Origin of the sequence: Calothrix sp. NIES-2098 (genome assembly GCF_963875125.1) — a bacterium.
In the GTDB taxonomy this organism is placed as follows: domain Bacteria; phylum Cyanobacteriota; class Cyanobacteriia; order Cyanobacteriales; family Nostocaceae; genus Aulosira.
In genome coordinates this window covers 6,546,847-6,564,351 of record NZ_CAWNKJ010000001.1, presented here as the reverse complement: position 1 = coordinate 6,564,351, position 17,505 = coordinate 6,546,847, and the positions used below count along the sequence as shown (strand labels likewise).

Genomic DNA, 17,505 nt, shown 5'->3' with positions numbered 1-17,505 from the left:
AATTTAAGATAACAGTAGAGTGCCTATCTGTGTCTAGTTACGCCAGATTAATGAAGTACCTATTGCCTCAGTTTCTGGTGGATATATTTTATGACCTTTTAGTAGCGCTGCGATCGCCTTTTTTAAATAATCTTCTCCCCCACCTAGAGGGTTATGGGGATGATTGTCAATTTGACCTTTGTAGCGTAATATACCTGTATTATCTATTAAGAAAGCCATTGGTGTTTTACAAGCACCAAAACTTTGAGTCACATCTTGGGTTGAGTCCCATAGATAAGGGAAGTTCAATCCGTGACTTTCAGCAAAAACTTTCATATTTTCAAAGCTTTCTGTTGGATGCCCAATAGCTGCACTACCATTCATCCCAATCAGTGTAAAACCAAACTTTGCAAATTCCGCTTGAATCTTTTTTAGTCTATCTAAATATAAGGCTACATAAGGGCAGCGGTTGGACATTGAGATGACACCAACTGCACGAAACTTTTTGAGATAACGACTAAGATGGTGTACTTGATTGTCAATTCCGGGCAGCTCAAAGTCTGGTGCATAGCTCCCAATAGGAGTATCAATAGTTTCTAGTGTAGTCATGTTTTTAAGTTTGGAGGAACTAGCAACAAAAAAATTCGTCAAACTCAGAGTCACTTTCCTAGTTGCAAACTACTCCTTGGCAGATGCTTGATACACAATGATTTTAGAGACTAATTCAGCCAGCGTAAATTGTAAAACTACTGAATCTACTACTGATTCTAATTTCATGAAATAGTACTTAGGAATATTGTAATTTTCGCACCATCAGAAAAATGTAGTGTGCGCAGACTTGTTGAAAAATCTCAAACCCAAAGCTGGAAGTAGAAGCTCTAGAAGTAATAATTATCAATACTTCTGTCCCTAGTTAGGAATAATATGAATTGTTAATTGGCTAAAACTAGTGAAAGTGCTATATATGAACATTTACTACATTATTTAATTAAATTCTAGAATTAGCTTTATTTTTACTTTACAGAAAATCTCAATTCTAATTTTTACTCTATTCAATGCCATATAGATAATTTTCTACATTCCACAAACATGATTGCAAATCTAAACTTGAGATGGTGTCCCATGCTATTTGTAAAAACTTAACTACATATAGCTACGAATTTAGTAAAAATACTGTGTATCAATTATATAGATTACAAATTGGTATCATTAATTTAGTGTGTTGAAGGTTTCTCGACTTAGAGCATACACAACTAAGCACATACTGTATTAATAGTATTAATTATAACTATATTTTAAGTATAAATGCCATATACAAGAAACTTCCTATCTAAATAGCAGAAATTATATTTACATCAAAAGTGTATATTTGTCATACGTCTGAAGATAGATAGCATTTAACTAATAGAGAATCCAAAAGAATTAAGAAATATTTAGTATTATCGGTAACAGTAGCATCAAAGATCTCGCAGAAAACCGTAAATCCGTAGGTTTTGTATGTCTCTGTTTCAGATATTGCTTCAGTAATCCAAATTATTTCCAACCTTAAAGAATTTAATAAAAATTAAAATAATGATGACTGTGGCAAAAAATCTATCTGTCAATTCTGGCACTCATAGTTTATTAATAAATTCCTGGTTTCAGCAACTGCCATGACAACTTCTACAACCGCATTTAACACCACCAAAACTTGGACTTGGCAAGGTTTCCCCATTTGCTATCAAACCCAAGGAAGCGCTGGCCCAGCAGTTGTTCTAGTGCATGGCTTTGGGGCTTCGTGGTGGCACTGGCGGCAAAATATCCCTGTGCTAGCAGAACACTGCCGCGTTTATGCCATTGATTTAATAGGCTTTGGCAATTCGGCTAAACCCAAGCCAGGCGAAAAAATTGATTACACCCTTGAAACTTGGGGACAGCAAGTAGCTGATTTCTGCCGTGAAGTGGTAGGTGAAGCAGCATTTTTGGTAGGAAATTCTATTGGCTGTATAGTCGCAATGCAAGCGGCAGTGAGTAACCCAGAGATTGCTTTAGGAGTGGCATTACTCAATTGTTCTTTAAGATTATTACACGATCGCAAACGGGCAACTTTACCTTGGTCTCGTCGTTTTGGCGCACCTCTTCTTCAGCGCCTATTATCTATCCAACCAATTGGTGCATTCTTTTTCAGTCAAGTTGCTAAACCAAAGACAGTTAGGAAAATTCTGCTGCAAGCCTATGCTAATTCTGAGGCTGTAACAGATGAGTTGGTAGATATTTTGACTGCGCCAGCCAGCGATCCTGGTGCGGTGGCAGTTTTCTTGGCTTTTACAAATTATTCCACAGGCCCCTTACCGGAAGACCTTTTACCTGCGCTACCTTGTCCAGCAATTATTTTATGGGGAACGGCCGATCCTTGGGAACCAGTGGATTTAGGTAGAGAGTTAGCTAATTATCCCCAAGTACTGAAGTTTATTCCCTTGGAAGGAGTGGGACATTGCCCTCAAGATGAAGCACCGGAATTAGTTAATCCGATTTTACAAGATTGGATTTGGGAGCAAACAAAGAATAAGTGACCGCCTATAAACGCCGATAAACGCCGATGAAAACTGCTCTTTTTAGACCCATCATCTCTAGCGATGTCTGATTTTATTCAAGCCTGCCGAAAATTTGCAAATTATAGAAAATAATAAGTTAAGTCTAATATCGCACGACTAACTTAATTTCCTCGTGAAAATATGGCTCATCCTTTTCTTGAACGTTTACGTAGTCCAGAACGCCCGGTTATTGTCTTTGATGGGGCGATGGGCACTAATCTGCAAACACAAAACCTGACTGCTGAGGATTTCGGCGGCCCGCAGTATGAAGGTTGTAACGAATACTTAGTTCATACCAACCCGGAAGCTGTCGCTAAAGTTCACCGTGACTTTCTCGCTGCTGGTGCAGATGTAATTGAAACGGATACTTTTGGTGCGACTTCGATTGTGTTGGCTGAATATGACTTGGCAGATCAGACATATTACCTGAACAAGACAGCAGCCGAATTGGCAAAGCGAGTGGCGGCGGAATTCTCGACACCAGAAAAACCCCGGTTTGTGGCGGGTTCTATTGGCCCGACAACGAAACTTCCTACTTTAGGACATATCGACTTTAACACAATGAAAACTGCTTTTGCAGAACAAGCAGACGCTTTATGGGATGGTGGGGTTGATATATTTATTGTCGAGACTTGTCAGGATGTGCTGCAAATTAAAGCAGCGCTGAATGGCATTGAAGAAGTTTTTGCCAAAAAAGGCGATCGCCGTCCGTTGATGGTATCGGTGACAATGGAAAGTATGGGCACGATGCTGGTAGGAACCGAAATCAGTGCCGTACTCACAATTTTGGAACCTTTCCCAATTGATATTCTCGGTCTCAACTGTGCTACAGGCCCAGACCTGATGAAGCCACATATTAAATATTTGGCAGAACATTCACCTTTCACAGTTTCTTGTATTCCGAATGCGGGTTTACCTGAGAATGTTGGCGGTCAAGCACACTACCGTTTGACACCGATGGAATTACGGATGGCTTTGATGCACTTTGTTGAAGATTTGGGTGTCCAAGTGATTGGGGGTTGCTGTGGGACACGTCCAGAACACATTCAACAATTAGCAGAAATTGCCAAAGACTTAAAGCCAAAAGTTAGACAGCCGAATTTAGAACCAGCGGCAGCATCAATTTACACCACTCAGCCCTACGATCAAGATAACTCTTTCTTAATTGTGGGCGAACGCCTCAACGCCAGTGGTTCCAAAAAGTGCCGCGAATTGCTGAATGCTGAAGATTGGGATGGACTCGTTTCAATGGCGAGATCCCAGGTAAAAGAAGGTGCCCATATTCTTGATGTCAACGTCGATTACGTCGGACGCGATGGCGTGCGAGATATGCACGAACTCGTTTCGCGTATTGTTAATAATGTCACATTACCCTTAATGCTCGACTCCACTGAATGGGAAAAGATGGAGGCGGGTTTAAAAGTCGCTGGGGGTAAATGTTTGCTGAACTCCACCAACTACGAAGACGGCGAACCGCGTTTCTTAAAGGTGTTGGAATTAGCGAAGAAATACGGTGCTGGGGTAGTCATTGGCACAATTGATGAAGAAGGGATGGCACGGACTGCTGAGAAAAAATTTGCGATCGCTCAACGTGCCTATCGTCAAGCGGTAGAATATGGCATACCTCCCACAGAAATCTTCTTTGATACTTTAGCTTTACCCATCTCTACAGGGATTGAAGAAGATAGAGCAAATGGCAAAGCCACTATTGAAGCTATCCGCAGAATTCGTCAAGAATTGCCAGGATGTCATGTAATTTTGGGTGTTTCCAATATATCCTTTGGTCTTAGCCCCGCAGCGCGTATTGTCCTGAATTCGATGTTTTTACACGAAGCGATGAGTGTAGGGATGGATGCAGCTATTGTTAGCGCTAGCAAGATTTTACCACTTTCTAAGATTGAACCACAGCATCAAGAAGTTTGTCGCCAGTTAATTTATGATGAACGTCGATTTGAGGGTAATGTCTGCGTTTACGATCCTCTAGGAGAACTTACCACAGTTTTTGCTGGGGTAACGACAAAACGCAACAAAGGTGTTGATGAAAGTCTCCCCATTGAAGAACGCTTGAAACGTCATATCATTGACGGCGAACGCATTGGTTTGGAGGCACAACTAACAAAAGCTTTAGAACAATATCCCCCCTTAGAAATTATCAACACTTTTCTGCTGGATGGAATGAAAGTTGTCGGTGAGTTGTTCGGTTCTGGACAAATGCAGCTACCCTTTGTATTACAGTCTGCGGAAACCATGAAAGCAGCCGTAGCTTACCTCGAACCATTCATGGAAAAGTCAGAAGCTGGCAATAATGCGAAAGGAACAGTAATCATTGCCACTGTAAAAGGTGATGTCCACGATATTGGTAAAAACCTAGTGGATATCATTCTTTCTAATAATGGCTATAAAGTCATTAACTTAGGAATTAAACAGTCGGTAGAAAACATTATTCAGGCTTACGAACAGCATAAACCTGATTGTATTGCCATGAGTGGGTTGCTAGTAAAATCTACCGCTTTTATGAAAGAAAATTTGGAGGTTTTCAACGAAAAAGGAATTAGTGTCCCGGTAATTTTAGGTGGTGCGGCGTTAACTCCTAAATTTGTCTATGAAGATTGTCAAAATACCTACAAAGGTAAAGTAGTTTATGGCAAAGATGCCTTTTCTGACTTGCATTTCATGGATAAATTAATGCCAGCGAAAGCTGCTGATAAATGGGATAATTTGCAAGGATTTTTAGATGAAGCAGGAACTGAGAAATCAGAAATCGCTTCCCCGAAATCAGAGGTGATTACTGAAAAATCTTCTCTCAAGACTCAGAACTTAGAACTTAGCAATGAAATAGATACAAGACGTTCTGAAGCTGTGTCGGTAGATATTGAACGTCCCACACCGCCTTTTTGGAAAACGAAGTTGTTGCAGTCTAGCGATATTTCTTTAGAGAAAATATTCAATTATTTGGATTTGCAAGCTTTAATTGCTGGACAATGGCAATTCCGCAAACCAAAGGAACAAACTAAGGAGGAATATCAAGCTTTCTTAAATGAAAAAGTGTATCCAATTTTGGAAGATTGGAAAAACCGAATTATTGCGGAGAAGCTGTTGCATCCCCAGGTGATTTATGGATATTTTCCTTGTCAGGCTGAGGGTAATAAGTTGCATATTTATGACACGAACCGCCTAGACGCCAAGGAAATAGCTAAGTTTGAGTTTCCTAGGCAAAAGTCTTTAAGGAGACTGTGTATTGCAGATTTCTTTGCGCCTAAGGAGTCAGGGATAATTGATGTGTTCCCAATGCAGGCTGTGACTGTGGGTGAAATTGCAACAGAGTACGCGCAGAAATTATTTGCAGATCATCAATACACTGATTACCTCTATTTCCACGGTTTAGCAGTGCAGTTAGCAGAAGCTTTAGCCGAATGGACACATGCCAGAATTCGTCAGGAATTGGGTTTTGCGGCTGAAGAACCAGATAATATTCGCGATATCTTGGCCCAACGCTATCGAGGTTCCCGTTATAGTTTTGGCTATCCGGCTTGTCCGAATATTCAGGATCAGTACAAGCAATTGGAGTTGTTGAGGACTGACAGGATTAATCTATATATGGATGAAAGCGAGCAGCTTTATCCAGAACAGTCTACAACGGCGATTATTGCTTATCACCCAGTAGCGAAGTACTTTAGCGCATAGAACTGTACCCCCTCCTCGCTTGTCAGGAGGGGTATAAAATCTTACCAGTTTAGAGTCTTGGGAAATGCTCATGACAAACGCGATCGCTCCTCAGATAATTTACACTCAAGAGGAGACCGATCGTTTGCAACAGATGTTATGTCATCAACTTTAGATTCTTTACCACCTGCTCTCGCTAAAATTGTTCAGCGCTTTCAACGCGCTTCCGACCCAAAGCGGCGCTACGAACAACTTATCTGGTACGCTCAGAAGCTTCCAGAGTTTCCAGAAGCTGACAAGGTACCAGAAAATAAAGTCCCTGGTTGCGTTTCCCAAGTTTATGTCACTGCCAGCTTGGATGATGGGAAAGTGAAATATCAAGGAGATTCTGATTCCCAGTTAACCAAGGGATTAGTCGCCTTGTTGATAGAAGGTTTAAATGGCCTATCTCCTACAGAAATTGTTCAACTAGCACCAGATTTCATTCAAGCCACAGGTTTAAATGTCAGCCTGACACCTTCTCGCGCCAACGGCTTTTATAACATTTTTAAAACCATGCAAAAAAAGGCGTTGGAATGTAAATTAGAACAGTAGTAGTGAGTGCTGAGTACAAACTCATGTCTACCAATTTATTAACAAATGAGAATGCTGTTGGCTTTGGTGGAGTAGTTCAAGAATTTCTCTGGAATTGGGAAAATCAATCGTTACGGGTGGTGTACGAAACTCTTGGTCAAGGTTCACCCCTATTGCTACTACCAGCTTTCAGCAGCGTTTCTACACGGGAAGAAATGGGCGAACTTGCTAGGTTACTAGCTCCCCACTTTCAAGTTGTAGCAGTAGATTGGCCTGGTTTTGGCGAATCTTCTCGACCTGGTTTAGATTACCGTCCAGAATTATATCAGCAATTTTTAGCAGATTTTGTCAACTCAGTTTTTAACACAGCAATTAATGTCATAGCAGCTGGTCATGCGGCTAGTTATGTTTTGCAATTAGCTGTCAAACAGCCTGCTGCTTTCACCAAAATTGTCTTAGTCGCTCCGACTTGGCGCGGCCCCTTGCCAACAATGGGGGCAAATCCCCAGGTAGCAGGTATGGTCAGAGGATTAGTGCGATCGCCTATTGTGGGTCAAATTCTCTACAAACTCAATACTCTGCCATCTTTTTTAAATTTTATGTACCGCCGCCATGTCTTTGTAAATGAGGCGAGACTTACCCCCAGTTTCATCGAGAAGAAATGGCAAACCACTCAAAAACCAGGAGCGCGATTTGCTTCTGCTGCCTTTGTGACTGGTAATATTGATGCGGTACGCGAGCAATCTGATTTTCTGGGATTAATCAGAGCGCTATCTGTCCCACTCACGATCATAATTGCCGAATCCTGTCCGCCCAAATCAAAAGCAGAAATGCAGGCTATGGCGACGTTACCCGGAGTCAGCAGCGTTGTGCTTCCTGGTTCCTTGGGACTGCATGAGGAATACCCAGCAGAAGTTCTAGAAGCCGTGCTTCCTTTTATGAAGGCGCTATCATAGGCAGATAATGATTATCACTATAGCTGTCTTGAGATTATGATCTCTGCCGAAACATCCAATTCTGTACCTGTAACCGTTCTGACTGGCTATCTTGGTGCAGGTAAAACCACCTTACTAAATCACATTCTCACCTACGAACACGGCAAGAAAGTCGCTGTCATCGTCAATGAATTTGGTGAAGTTGGCATTGATAATCAATTGGTTATCGATGCAGATGAAGAAATCTTTGAGATGAATAATGGCTGTATCTGTTGTACAGTCAGGGGTGATTTAATTCGCATCATCGGCAACTTGATGAAACGGCGCGATAAGTTTGACCATTTAGTAATTGAAACTACAGGTTTAGCTGACCCTGCACCAGTAATTCAAACCTTCTTCGTCGATGAAGATATGCAAAATCAACTGTCTTTAGATGCAGTGGTGACAGTTGTTGATGCCAAGCATATTTGGCAGCATTGGGAAGCGGATGAAGCGCAAGAACAGATTGCTTTTGCCGATGTAATTTTACTGAATAAAACTGATTTAGTCACACCAGATGTATTAGAAGAACTAGAAAATCGGATTCGGGGGATGAATGCATTAGCTAAAATCTACCGTACCCGTAATTCTGAATTATCAATGGATGCTTTATTGGGTGTGAAGGCCTTTGATTTGGATCGTGCTTTAGAAATCGATCCTAACTTTTTAGGTGAAGATGCCCACGTACATGATGAAACTGTTTATTCTGTAGCTTTAGTAGAAAAAGGTACAGTTGATGCACAAAAATTAAATGCTTGGATGACCGAATTATTGCGTACCCAAGGCCCCAATATCTTCCGGATGAAAGGCATTTTAAATATTGCTGGAGAAGAGAATCGCTTTGTGTTCCAAGGAGTCCACATGATATTTGATGGTAGACCAGATCGCCCTTGGAAACCCAACGAAACCCCTAAAAATGAACTAGTCTTCATCGGTCGCAATCTTGATGAAACTAAACTCAAACAAGATTTCCTAGCCTGTTTAGCTTAAAAAATACTTTGCATTTTCCCTTTGTGTCTCTGTGACTTTGTGGTTCAAAAATCTTTTTTAAACACAGAGACACAAAGACACAAAGAACTTTTAACACACTATGAACTTTACAACTAGTAAAGCCCAAGAATTTGAAGAATATTCTTCGGGGCTACTTTCAGATTATGTAACTGCGATCGCTTGGTCGCCTGATGGTACAAACTTAGCCGCAACTTCCGCCGCTGGGGAGGTCATACTGTGGAATCATGATGACCTAGTAACTATGCAAACTGGTGATGGTAAATCAGTAGATTGCATTGCCTTTTCTCCAGATGGGAAATTTTTGGCTATTGGCGGACAAGATGGACAGGTAAAAATTTGGCAAGGTAATGAATTAATCGCCACCTTAGAAAATGCCCCAGCATGGGTTGATAAGCTAGCTTGGAATCATACAAGTAATCAACTGGCTTTTAGTTTGGGGCGTTATGTGCAAGTTTGGGATGCAGACACAAATGAAATTGTCGTCACGTTAAATTTCGATAACTCATCGGTTTTAGGTATTGATTGGCGCAGGGATGGGGAATACTTAGCCATTAGCGGTTATCAGGGAGTCAAAATTTGGCACACTCCAGACTGGGATGAGGAACCATACATCTTATCCATGCCTACTGTCAGTGTAGCTATGGCATGGTCGCCCAATGGCAAATTTCTCGCTTCTGGCAACATGGATCGCAGCGTCACCGTTTTGGAATGGGGTAATCCTGACCCTTGGGTGATGCGCGGCTTTCCTGGTAAAATTCGCCAATTAGCATGGTCAGAAGCTACCACCCAATTAGGTGCGCCGATTTTAGCATCCTCCAGCGTTGAAGGTATTGTGGTTTGGGAAAAGCTAGAAGATGATTCCTTAGGTTGGGAAGCACGAGTTTTAACTAATCATGTTGATGTAATATCTGCGATCGCTTTTGCACCGCAAAGCTTTTTATTAGCATCTGCCGCTGCTGACGGTTGGCTGTGTTTGTGGAATAACGCCCAAGAAGTCAGCCAAATTCTCACAGGTGTATCAGCAGGATTCTCCTGTCTAGCTTGGCATCCTCAAAGTAATTATCTGGCCGCGGGTGGCGAACAAGGGGAATTACTGATTTGGTCAAAAGTAATACAAGATTAACGAATAAATTTTTGGTGTTCGATTAACATGAAAGGCACTAATTAAGAACTTTATCAGTCATTCATCTCAGTAATCGCGGTTGAACGCAGTCAATTTATTGGCTATGCTGTATCACCAGAAGTCTTGATTTGTGAACTATGAATATACTCAAACGATTTTTAATTGCTTTTCATCTTTTTCTTGCGTCTATGCTGTTCCTAGGCAATCCAGCACAGGCATCTAGTCTACAATCTGCACCTGCTACACAAATCACGATGGTAGCAGATGCACAACCCATTTCTGGAATATTAGTTCCAAAATTAAATCCAGCATCTCATCAAATTAGCGATCGCGCTGGTTGCAATTGTACTCAATGCGTTCAATCTAAATTTCATTTACTGCAAGGTAAGTTGCCTCTTTAATTGTAGTCAGGACTTCAGTTCTTAAAATCAGGGCTAAAGTCCTGACTACGATAATTTTATCAAGCTACCAATGCGCCACTTGCTGCTGTAGTTCTTCGATATCTAAATAATCTCTAATAAAAGCCTTTCTTAATAGTGGATAAGGAATAAATTCATCGTACTTTTGTAGTTCTGGTGCTTCAGATTCACTTACCAAATACTCCGGCGTAATTCTTTCTTCAGCCAATGCTGCAATTTGTTGAGCCAAATCTGGAAATTTATTCTTACCTAATTTAAGTGTCAGATAATAAGGATTCATCCCCCCAATATTTTTAATTTCCAAAGATTCACGACAGCAGGAATTCAGCCATCTTTCTAATGTACGGTAAGCTAAAGTTCCCATCCAAGGAAAGATACAGCATTTACCGTTTTCTAATCGAAATATATACTGTTTATCTAAACCAGCTTCTCTCGCTAACTGGCGAACTCTTTGTAAACATTGCAGAGCATTTGTTTGTAAGTAACTATATTCTAAATCTTCCAATAAAACTTGCCGCATCCGTTGTAAAACTTTGGTATGGATGATTCCTCCACCACCACGCCAATAAATAGTAGCTTTACCCTCTACAGGTTTAACAGAAATCACTCTTTTTTTTAAATCAATTTCTGCGACTTCCCAAGTTCTACCTGCTAAGGCAAATTGATTGCCAACAAGAGGCGGCTTTAAAATACTACCAATTTCTGTTGTACCTTGCTTTACTGTATATTCTTGACTGTCAGTAAAGACGGCATAGAACTGAAATTTCCTTACTACTCTTTCTCCAGTCAATCCGATAATTAATTTACCTGTTTCTGTTTTTTGAATATGGTCAATATCAATTAAGTAGCGTAGCAATAGTTTAAAATCTTCCTGAGAAATAGCAGCAAACGGTGGTAAGTTTAAAACTTGTTTAGCTAAGGCAGCAGGTGAAAGTTCGCCTGTTGCTGCTAAAATACTCATTGTCTGGTGATATAGCAAACTCAAGGGATATTTTACTGGCTTAATTGGTTCAATCCATCGCTCCTCTAAATACAGTTGGATAATGGCAATGCACTGCAACAATTGCCAAGGAATTTGTTCTGGGAGAGATGCTTCTAGGGAAGGTTGAGTTTCTGCGCAAACAAAGCGCATATCAGCAGCTTCACCTCTTCTGCCAGTACGTCCTAAACGCTGTAAAAAACTAGCTACAGAAAGGGGAGATTCTAACTGAATGACTCTTTCTAAATGACCAATATCTATGCCTAATTCTAGAGTCAATGTTGCAGCAGTCACCGCCGGATTCTTGGGTTCGCGCATAGCATTTTCCGCTACTTGCCGCAAGCTAGCAGATATACTGCCATGATGTACATGATAAATATCTGGTAATGCTTGTTCTGTAGCGATTCTGCGCAAGGATGCAATTACAGATTCTGTTTGCGTGCGGTTATTCGCAAAGATGAGACATTTACGAGATTTGCTGAGATTAAACAGATATCTATCGTATGAAGTTACTTCTATTTCATCAACTTCATCGTTGAGATAAAAATGTTCTACAGCTAGTTTAATTTGACGTTTTCCTCCCTCAATTTTGGGCGTAATAACTGACTTTTCCGTGCCAGAACGTAACCAATCTTCCGCCATTGAGTAATCACCAAGGGTTGCTGACAAACCAATGCGGCGGGGTTGTGTTTGCGTTAAATTCGCTAAACGCTGCAATTGACAAATAATCTGACAACCACGTTCTGAACCCATAAAAGCGTGAATTTCGTCAATCACTACAAACCGTAGATCGCCAAATAAGCGAATTAAGTCATTGTGTTTATTAACTAATAAACTTTCTAAAGATTCTGGTGTAATTTGCAAAATACCTTTAGGGTTTTTTAATAGATGATTTTTATGGCTTTGAGAAACATCTCCATGCCAATGCCAAACTGGAATATCTGCTGCTTTTAACAAGCCGTTGAGGCGTTCAAATTGGTCATTAATTAAGGCTTTGATAGGCCCAATATATAATGCGCCTATGCTATTAGTAGGATTTTCATGCAATCGAGTCACAACAGGCAAAAATGCTGCTTCTGTTTTACCCGCAGCTGTGGCTGCTGCAACTAGTAAATGAGAATCCGTATCAAAGATAACTTGACAAGCAGCAATTTGGGCTGGGCGTAATTCAGTCCAGTTGTGATGATAAATATATTCTTGAATAAAGGGTGCAAGACGATTGAAAATGTCACTCATACCAATTTAAGATTTTTGAGATACTGTCTGGAAAGTCTTTATAGCTGTTCCAGCAATCTCACACAATACTACATCTCTTAATTTGGTATTAATTTATTTTTAAAAAATAGATAATAGTTAAGTTTCTTCTATCCATTATCTAAAATTACAAGAATTCAAATTATCAAAATTCTATATTGAAGTAGATAGAGAAAAACTGACCAATTTCTGCAACACAAAGATACCAATTAAATCGTCAAAGTAGCTGATGCAGAATTAACTATTTCGCCTTCTCCCTTCGTGGAACTAGTTTTTCGGCAAAATCGTCAATCAGGAGATATAGCCAAAAAGCGATCGCTAATTTGCTGTTCTGCTAGTAATTGCCATTTTCAGTAAGAATAATTTTATCTCAAATAAAAAATTTGCGTGACTGTCAATCTTTAACAGCCACACGTGAGTTTCCTACAATTCAATTGCGATTGCTGTAGAACGTAATTTTACAAGCTAGTGACTAACAGCCTGAGTAAAGCAAAGTTACATTTATGTAAACTTAATTATTCTCACAGCTTAGTAGTCATTAACCAAATCTGCCACTGACGTAATCTCTCGTATCTTCCTGCTTAGGATTGTTGAAGATTAATTCAGTAGCATCATATTCTACTAGGTAGCCGCTACGACCACCTTTATCTGTCTGTTGGACATTGAAAAAGGCTGTCATGTCAGAAACTCGTGCGGCTTGTTGCATGTTGTGAGTAACGATGACAATGGTGTATTGCTCTTTCAGCTCGTGAATCAATTCTTCAATCCGCAGGGTAGAGATTGGATCAAGAGCAGAGCAAGGTTCATCCATTAGTATAATTTCAGGTTGCACTGCGATCGCTCTGGCAATACATAAGCGCTGTTGTTGTCCGCCAGATAAAGATAAGCCGCTTTGTCGCAGTTTGTCTTTTACTTCATCCCACAAAGCCGCCTTACGCAAACTTGTCTCCACCAATTCATCCAGATTACCTTTGTATCCGTTGATTTTCGCTCCAAAAGTAATATTGTCGTAAATTGATTTGGGAAACGGGTTCGGCTTTTGAAATACCATCCCAATCCGACGGCGCACTTCTACTGGATCGACATCGGATGCGTATAGGTTTTTATCGTAATAATAAACTTTACCTTCTGCCCGAAAAGATTCAATCAGATCGTTGAGACGGTTGTAACATCTCAGTAATGTACTTTTGCCACAACCAGAAGGGCCGATAAAGGCTGTAACCCGATTTTTTGGGATATCTAGCCAAACGTCCCGCACAGCTAGGAAATTGCCGTAGTATATATTGAGGTTTTCTGTACGTAATACAGTCTCGGTACCGTTCACTGTGCTAATTTTAGAAACCATAAATAGTCTTGTGTAAGTTTGGGGGTAGTAATTTGCCCTGGAGACAATACTGCACTAAGCTTTCTGGCGAGTTGCCCAGCGTGCGATGATACTAGTGATGAGTACCATCAACACTAAAATCAGAGAAGCTGCCCAAGCTAGTGATTGTAAATTTTTAAACGGAGTAATCGCGAAGTTATAAACTAAAACAGCAAGAGATGCTGTTGGTTTGAACAAGCTATTCGGCCAAAACGGCGAGAATAAAGCAGTAAATAGTAGAGGAGCAGTTTCGCCAGCAGCGCGGGCGATCGCTAAGGTGGTTCCAGTTACAATTGCAGGTAAAGCAGCTGGTAATACCACTTGGGTTACAGTTTGGAATTTAGTTGCACCTAAACCCACAGACGCTTGCCGTAAATCTTGTGATACTAACTGCAAGGCTTCATCAGTGGTGCGGACAATAATTGGTAACATCAAAATCGATAATGCAAACCCACCACCAATTGCTGAGTAAGAACCCAAATTGAGTTTTACCAAAGTCAACACTACAATGCCATAAGCAAATACCCCAGCAATAATAGATGGAACTCCACTGAGGATATTAGTAGCAAATCGGATAGCTCTGGCTATTTTACCAGAACTAAATTCTGTCAAATAAATCGCTCCCAAAACACCAAATGGGATGCTAATGAATGCACCAATGCCCACCATCAGTATCGTACCTAAAATAGCATTACCAAAACCACCTCCCTTTCTCAGAGGAGCAGGTGGCAACTCAGTAAATATGCTAGGACTGAGACTGCTGAAACCTTGGATGATGACGTAAGAAAGCACTGCCAATAAAGGTAGAAGCGCCAATATCCCACATATAAATGCTAAGACCGTCATTGCTGTGTTAAACAGCGTTCTTTTGGACATTGGGGCGCGTGTCAGGCTACTTTCTGAATAACTAGAAGTCATAATTCATCCTATAACTACCCTAAATTCGCTTCATTCGGATAACTATTAATTCTGCAAAAATATTAACTATAAGTGTTAATACAAACAGAACTAAAGCTGCGTACATTAAAGCCGCTACTTGCAGGCCGCTAGCTTCCGAAAATTGATTTGCTAGTAGGGAAGAAATCGTATTGGCTGGTGCTAAAAGTGAAAGACTAATATTGTTGGAGTTACCTATTAACATTGTAACAGCCATTGTTTCTCCCATAGCCCGACCAAGTGCTAGCATCACAGCACTAACAATGCCAGAAAAAGCTGCGGGAATTAAAACTTGAAATATTGTTTCCCAACGAGTTGCCCCTAGTCCTATAGATGCTTGGCGTAAACTGGGAGGGATAGAAATCAAAGCATCACGAGATATAGCTGTGATGATTGGCAAGGTCATAATTGCTAAAATAATTCCGGCTGGTAACATTCCCGGGCCTGTGGGAGTGGTACCAAAAATTGGTAAAAAGCCCAAGGAACTATGAAGCCATTTTCCTAAGTTAGTGACAATTGGCACTAAAACAAAAATGCCCCAGATTCCGTAGACAACACTAGGAATAGCTGCGAGCAGTTCTACCAAAAATACTAATACCAGCCGGACTTTAGATGGCAGAAAATTCTCACTTAATAAAACAGCAGTGCCAACACCAATTGGTACAGCCAACAACAAACCTATAAAAGAACTTACTAAAGTTCCATAAACTTGCGGCAATACGCCATATTCATTATTAACTGGATTCCAACTGCTTTGGGCTAAAAAGCCTGCACCAAACTGCTGAATGGCTGGCCAAGCCCCGATCGCAACCTGTATCGTAATCCACAATAAGGTAGCAGCGATCGCCAATGCAAAAATCCGCGTCAGCCAAATAAAACCCCTATCTAGCGACTTTTCTATTTCTGAGCGATTTTTGATCGCTGATTGCAGATTCTTAGTATTTGTAGTCATGACTACTGACTTTAAAAATTAGATCGAGAAAAATGTGGGAGAGAACCAGTCTTAGCAGTATTGTCGTTAGATACACTATTGAACCTGAAACTAGAATTAAAAATGGGAGCGCTAACACAGCGACAAATTTAATAATTAGTCAAAACTTGATAAACTTATGGCTCCCTATGTTTTAACTCTTGACTTGAAACTAAAAAAATGCTATTTACTGGCACTAGTGTTGCCACCAATAGCAATCTTATAATCGGGATTAATTTGATCGGCAGCAGCGGCTACTTTCGCAATTACAGGTTGAGGCAAAGGAACATATCCTAGTTCGCTAGCAATCTTTTGACCATCAGTTAAAGCGTACTCGATTAAGGCTTCCATTGCCTTACCTTTTGCAGCATCATCATACTTTTTGTAAGCCAGAATCCAAGTGTAGGTAACTACGGGATAAGAATCTGCACCTTCTGGGTCTGTAATAAAGGCACGGAGATTTTCCGGCAAGGTTACGGCTTCCAAGGTTTTAGATGCAGATTGATCGCTAGGTACAATAAACTTACCAGCTTTATTTTCTAAAGCAGCAAATTTGAGGTTATTTTGTTTGGCGTAGCCATACTCAATGTAACCAATTGCACCCTGAGTTTGTTGAATCTGAGCAGTAACGCCTTCGTTACCCTTAGCACCAACACCTACAGGCCATTTTACACTCTTACCTTCACCAACTTTACTTTTCCACTCTGGGCTGATAGCACTTAGATGTTTTGTAAACACACCTGTTGTTCCACTACCATCAGAACGATACACAACTGTAATTGGCTGTTTAGGCAGTTTTGCATCAGGGTTAGCCTTGGCAATTAAAGGATCGTCCCAAGACTTGATTTTGCCCAGTAAAATATCGGCGTAAACTGTCCGTGGTAACTTGAGTTCTGGAACATCAGGTAGATTGTAAGCTAGCACGATGCTACCTGCTGTCACAGGCAGTAAAATTACACCTTTCTGTACCTTTTGAATTTCTTCATCTTTCATAGCAACATCGCTGGCACCAAAGTCCACAGTACCTTTGATAAATTGCTCAACGCCAGCACCGCTACCAACGGACTGATAGTTAACTTGCAAGTTGGGATATTTTTTGTTCAAATCAGTGAACCAACTTGTATAAAGGGGTGCAGGAAAAGATGCGCCAGCGCCTGTCAAAGAAAGATTTCCACCAAGATCTAATTTTGTGCCTGAATTAGAGGCAGTAGCATCTGTAGCAGTACCAGGTGTCTCTTTGGTAGCTGTATTGTCTGGAGTTTGCTGTCCGCCACAAGCAGCTAGGCTAATTGTCAGTGCTAACACTGAAATTGAAGCTGTGAAGCGAGTATTTTTTATTGCACTTAGGCGTGAAAGCATTGCTGTCAATTTTTGGTCAACTTCCAAGTGAGCGCTTCTAAGATACCTCTAAAAGGTAAACTTGAAGGTAAACAAGAGGTTAACAACGTGAAAAATATTTGTTTTTTTTAGATAAATTTCCGACAAGAAACTTTATCATTTGCGGATAAAATTTATACATTCAATTATATGCGTAAAATACAATGCCCAAGAAATCATGCACTACATATCTATAACAATATGTTTGTCTAGTGTACTTTTTGGTTGTTTAACCAAGGAAAAAACATTTATCTCAATCTAAAAGATAAAGGTGATATAATTAAACGCTTAAATTTTTAACGGGAACATAA

At 40.5% G+C, this 17,505-nt stretch carries 13 protein-coding genes; 7 read left to right on the top strand and 6 right to left on the bottom strand.

Annotated elements, in window-relative coordinates; genetic code table 11:
• Positions 1 to 33: 33 nt before the first annotated feature.
• The gene (locus AACU33_RS27445; protein ID WP_096592713.1) at positions 34 to 588 is read right to left on the bottom strand and encodes a thioredoxin family protein; all 555 of its coding nucleotides are present in this window, start codon (positions 586 to 588) and stop codon (positions 34 to 36) included.
• A 1,043-nt stretch (positions 589 to 1,631) separates the two neighbouring features.
• On the opposite strand from AACU33_RS27445, the gene AACU33_RS27440 reads away from it, so the two are divergent.
• The 7 genes from AACU33_RS27440 (at position 1,632) to AACU33_RS27410 (ending at position 10,297) form a co-directional block, all read left to right on the top strand.
• Positions 1,632 to 2,531, top strand: coding sequence for an alpha/beta fold hydrolase (locus AACU33_RS27440; protein ID WP_096592710.1), 900 nt, complete (start codon positions 1,632 to 1,634; stop codon positions 2,529 to 2,531).
• A gap of 162 nt (positions 2,532 to 2,693) precedes the next feature.
• A complete protein-coding gene (gene metH / locus AACU33_RS27435) occupies positions 2,694 to 6,236 on the top strand; it encodes a methionine synthase (protein ID WP_096592708.1) in 3,543 nt (1,180 codons plus the stop codon).
• Between the two features lie 138 nt (positions 6,237 to 6,374).
• On the top strand, positions 6,375 to 6,809 hold the full coding sequence (locus tag AACU33_RS27430; protein WP_096592706.1) for a SufE family protein: 435 nt from the start codon (positions 6,375 to 6,377) through the stop codon (positions 6,807 to 6,809).
• A 23-nt stretch (positions 6,810 to 6,832) separates the two neighbouring features.
• Positions 6,833 to 7,744: an alpha/beta fold hydrolase gene (locus AACU33_RS27425; RefSeq protein WP_096592703.1), complete on the top strand. Its 912-nt coding sequence runs from the start codon at positions 6,833 to 6,835 to the stop codon at positions 7,742 to 7,744.
• Positions 7,745 to 7,780: 36 nt separating this feature from the next.
• A complete protein-coding gene (locus AACU33_RS27420) occupies positions 7,781 to 8,752 on the top strand; it encodes a CobW family GTP-binding protein (RefSeq protein ID WP_096592701.1) in 972 nt (323 codons plus the stop codon).
• A gap of 100 nt (positions 8,753 to 8,852) precedes the next feature.
• Positions 8,853 to 9,896 carry a WD40 repeat domain-containing protein gene (locus AACU33_RS27415; RefSeq protein ID WP_096592698.1) on the top strand — a complete coding sequence of 348 codons (1,044 nt, stop codon included), beginning with the start codon at positions 8,853 to 8,855 and terminating at the stop codon, positions 9,894 to 9,896.
• Positions 9,897 to 10,033: 137 nt separating this feature from the next.
• Positions 10,034 to 10,297: a hypothetical protein gene (locus tag AACU33_RS27410; protein WP_096592696.1), complete on the top strand. Its 264-nt coding sequence runs from the start codon at positions 10,034 to 10,036 to the stop codon at positions 10,295 to 10,297.
• A gap of 64 nt (positions 10,298 to 10,361) precedes the next feature.
• Here the strand turns inward: AACU33_RS27410 and AACU33_RS27405 are convergent, their stop codons facing one another.
• The 5 genes from AACU33_RS27405 to pstS all read right to left on the bottom strand — a co-directional run bounded on the left by AACU33_RS27405 (position 10,362) and on the right by pstS (position 17,176).
• The gene (locus AACU33_RS27405; protein ID WP_096592693.1) at positions 10,362 to 12,530 is read right to left on the bottom strand and encodes a DEAD/DEAH box helicase; all 2,169 of its coding nucleotides are present in this window, start codon (positions 12,528 to 12,530) and stop codon (positions 10,362 to 10,364) included.
• A 556-nt stretch (positions 12,531 to 13,086) separates the two neighbouring features.
• Positions 13,087 to 13,893 (bottom strand): phosphate ABC transporter ATP-binding protein PstB, encoded by an 807-nt coding sequence (pstB, locus tag AACU33_RS27400; RefSeq protein WP_096592691.1) that lies wholly within the window; start codon positions 13,891 to 13,893, stop codon positions 13,087 to 13,089.
• Between the two features lie 54 nt (positions 13,894 to 13,947).
• Entirely contained in the window at positions 13,948 to 14,829 is an 882-nt protein-coding gene (gene pstA / locus AACU33_RS27395; protein ID WP_096592688.1) for a phosphate ABC transporter permease PstA, read from the bottom strand.
• 19 nt (positions 14,830 to 14,848) lie between these two features.
• Positions 14,849 to 15,799: a phosphate ABC transporter permease subunit PstC gene (gene pstC / locus AACU33_RS27390; protein WP_096592685.1), complete on the bottom strand. Its 951-nt coding sequence runs from the start codon at positions 15,797 to 15,799 to the stop codon at positions 14,849 to 14,851.
• 201 nt (positions 15,800 to 16,000) lie between these two features.
• A complete protein-coding gene (gene pstS, locus AACU33_RS27385; protein ID WP_096595414.1) occupies positions 16,001 to 17,176 on the bottom strand; it encodes a phosphate ABC transporter substrate-binding protein PstS in 1,176 nt (391 codons plus the stop codon).
• Positions 17,177 to 17,505 lie beyond the last annotated feature (329 nt).

Coding starts and splice junctions, on each gene's coding strand:
- AACU33_RS27405 (WP_096592693.1), bottom strand. CDS start 12,530: ATGAGTGACATTTTCAATCGTCTTGCACCCTTTATTCAAGAATATATT.
- AACU33_RS27415 (WP_096592698.1), top strand. CDS start 8,853: ATGAACTTTACAACTAGTAAAGCCCAAGAATTTGAAGAATATTCTTCG.
- AACU33_RS27445 (WP_096592713.1), bottom strand. CDS start 588: ATGACTACACTAGAAACTATTGATACTCCTATTGGGAGCTATGCACCA.
- pstS (WP_096595414.1), bottom strand. CDS start 17,176: ATGCTTTCACGCCTAAGTGCAATAAAAAATACTCGCTTCACAGCTTCA.
- pstC (WP_096592685.1), bottom strand. CDS start 15,799: ATGACTACAAATACTAAGAATCTGCAATCAGCGATCAAAAATCGCTCA.
- pstB (WP_096592691.1), bottom strand. CDS start 13,893: ATGGTTTCTAAAATTAGCACAGTGAACGGTACCGAGACTGTATTACGT.
- AACU33_RS27410 (WP_096592696.1), top strand. CDS start 10,034: ATGAATATACTCAAACGATTTTTAATTGCTTTTCATCTTTTTCTTGCG.
- AACU33_RS27430 (WP_096592706.1), top strand. CDS start 6,375: ATGTCATCAACTTTAGATTCTTTACCACCTGCTCTCGCTAAAATTGTT.
- AACU33_RS27420 (WP_096592701.1), top strand. CDS start 7,781: ATGATCTCTGCCGAAACATCCAATTCTGTACCTGTAACCGTTCTGACT.
- metH (WP_096592708.1), top strand. CDS start 2,694: ATGGCTCATCCTTTTCTTGAACGTTTACGTAGTCCAGAACGCCCGGTT.
- AACU33_RS27440 (WP_096592710.1), top strand. CDS start 1,632: ATGACAACTTCTACAACCGCATTTAACACCACCAAAACTTGGACTTGG.
- pstA (WP_096592688.1), bottom strand. CDS start 14,829: ATGACTTCTAGTTATTCAGAAAGTAGCCTGACACGCGCCCCAATGTCC.
- AACU33_RS27425 (WP_096592703.1), top strand. CDS start 6,833: ATGTCTACCAATTTATTAACAAATGAGAATGCTGTTGGCTTTGGTGGA.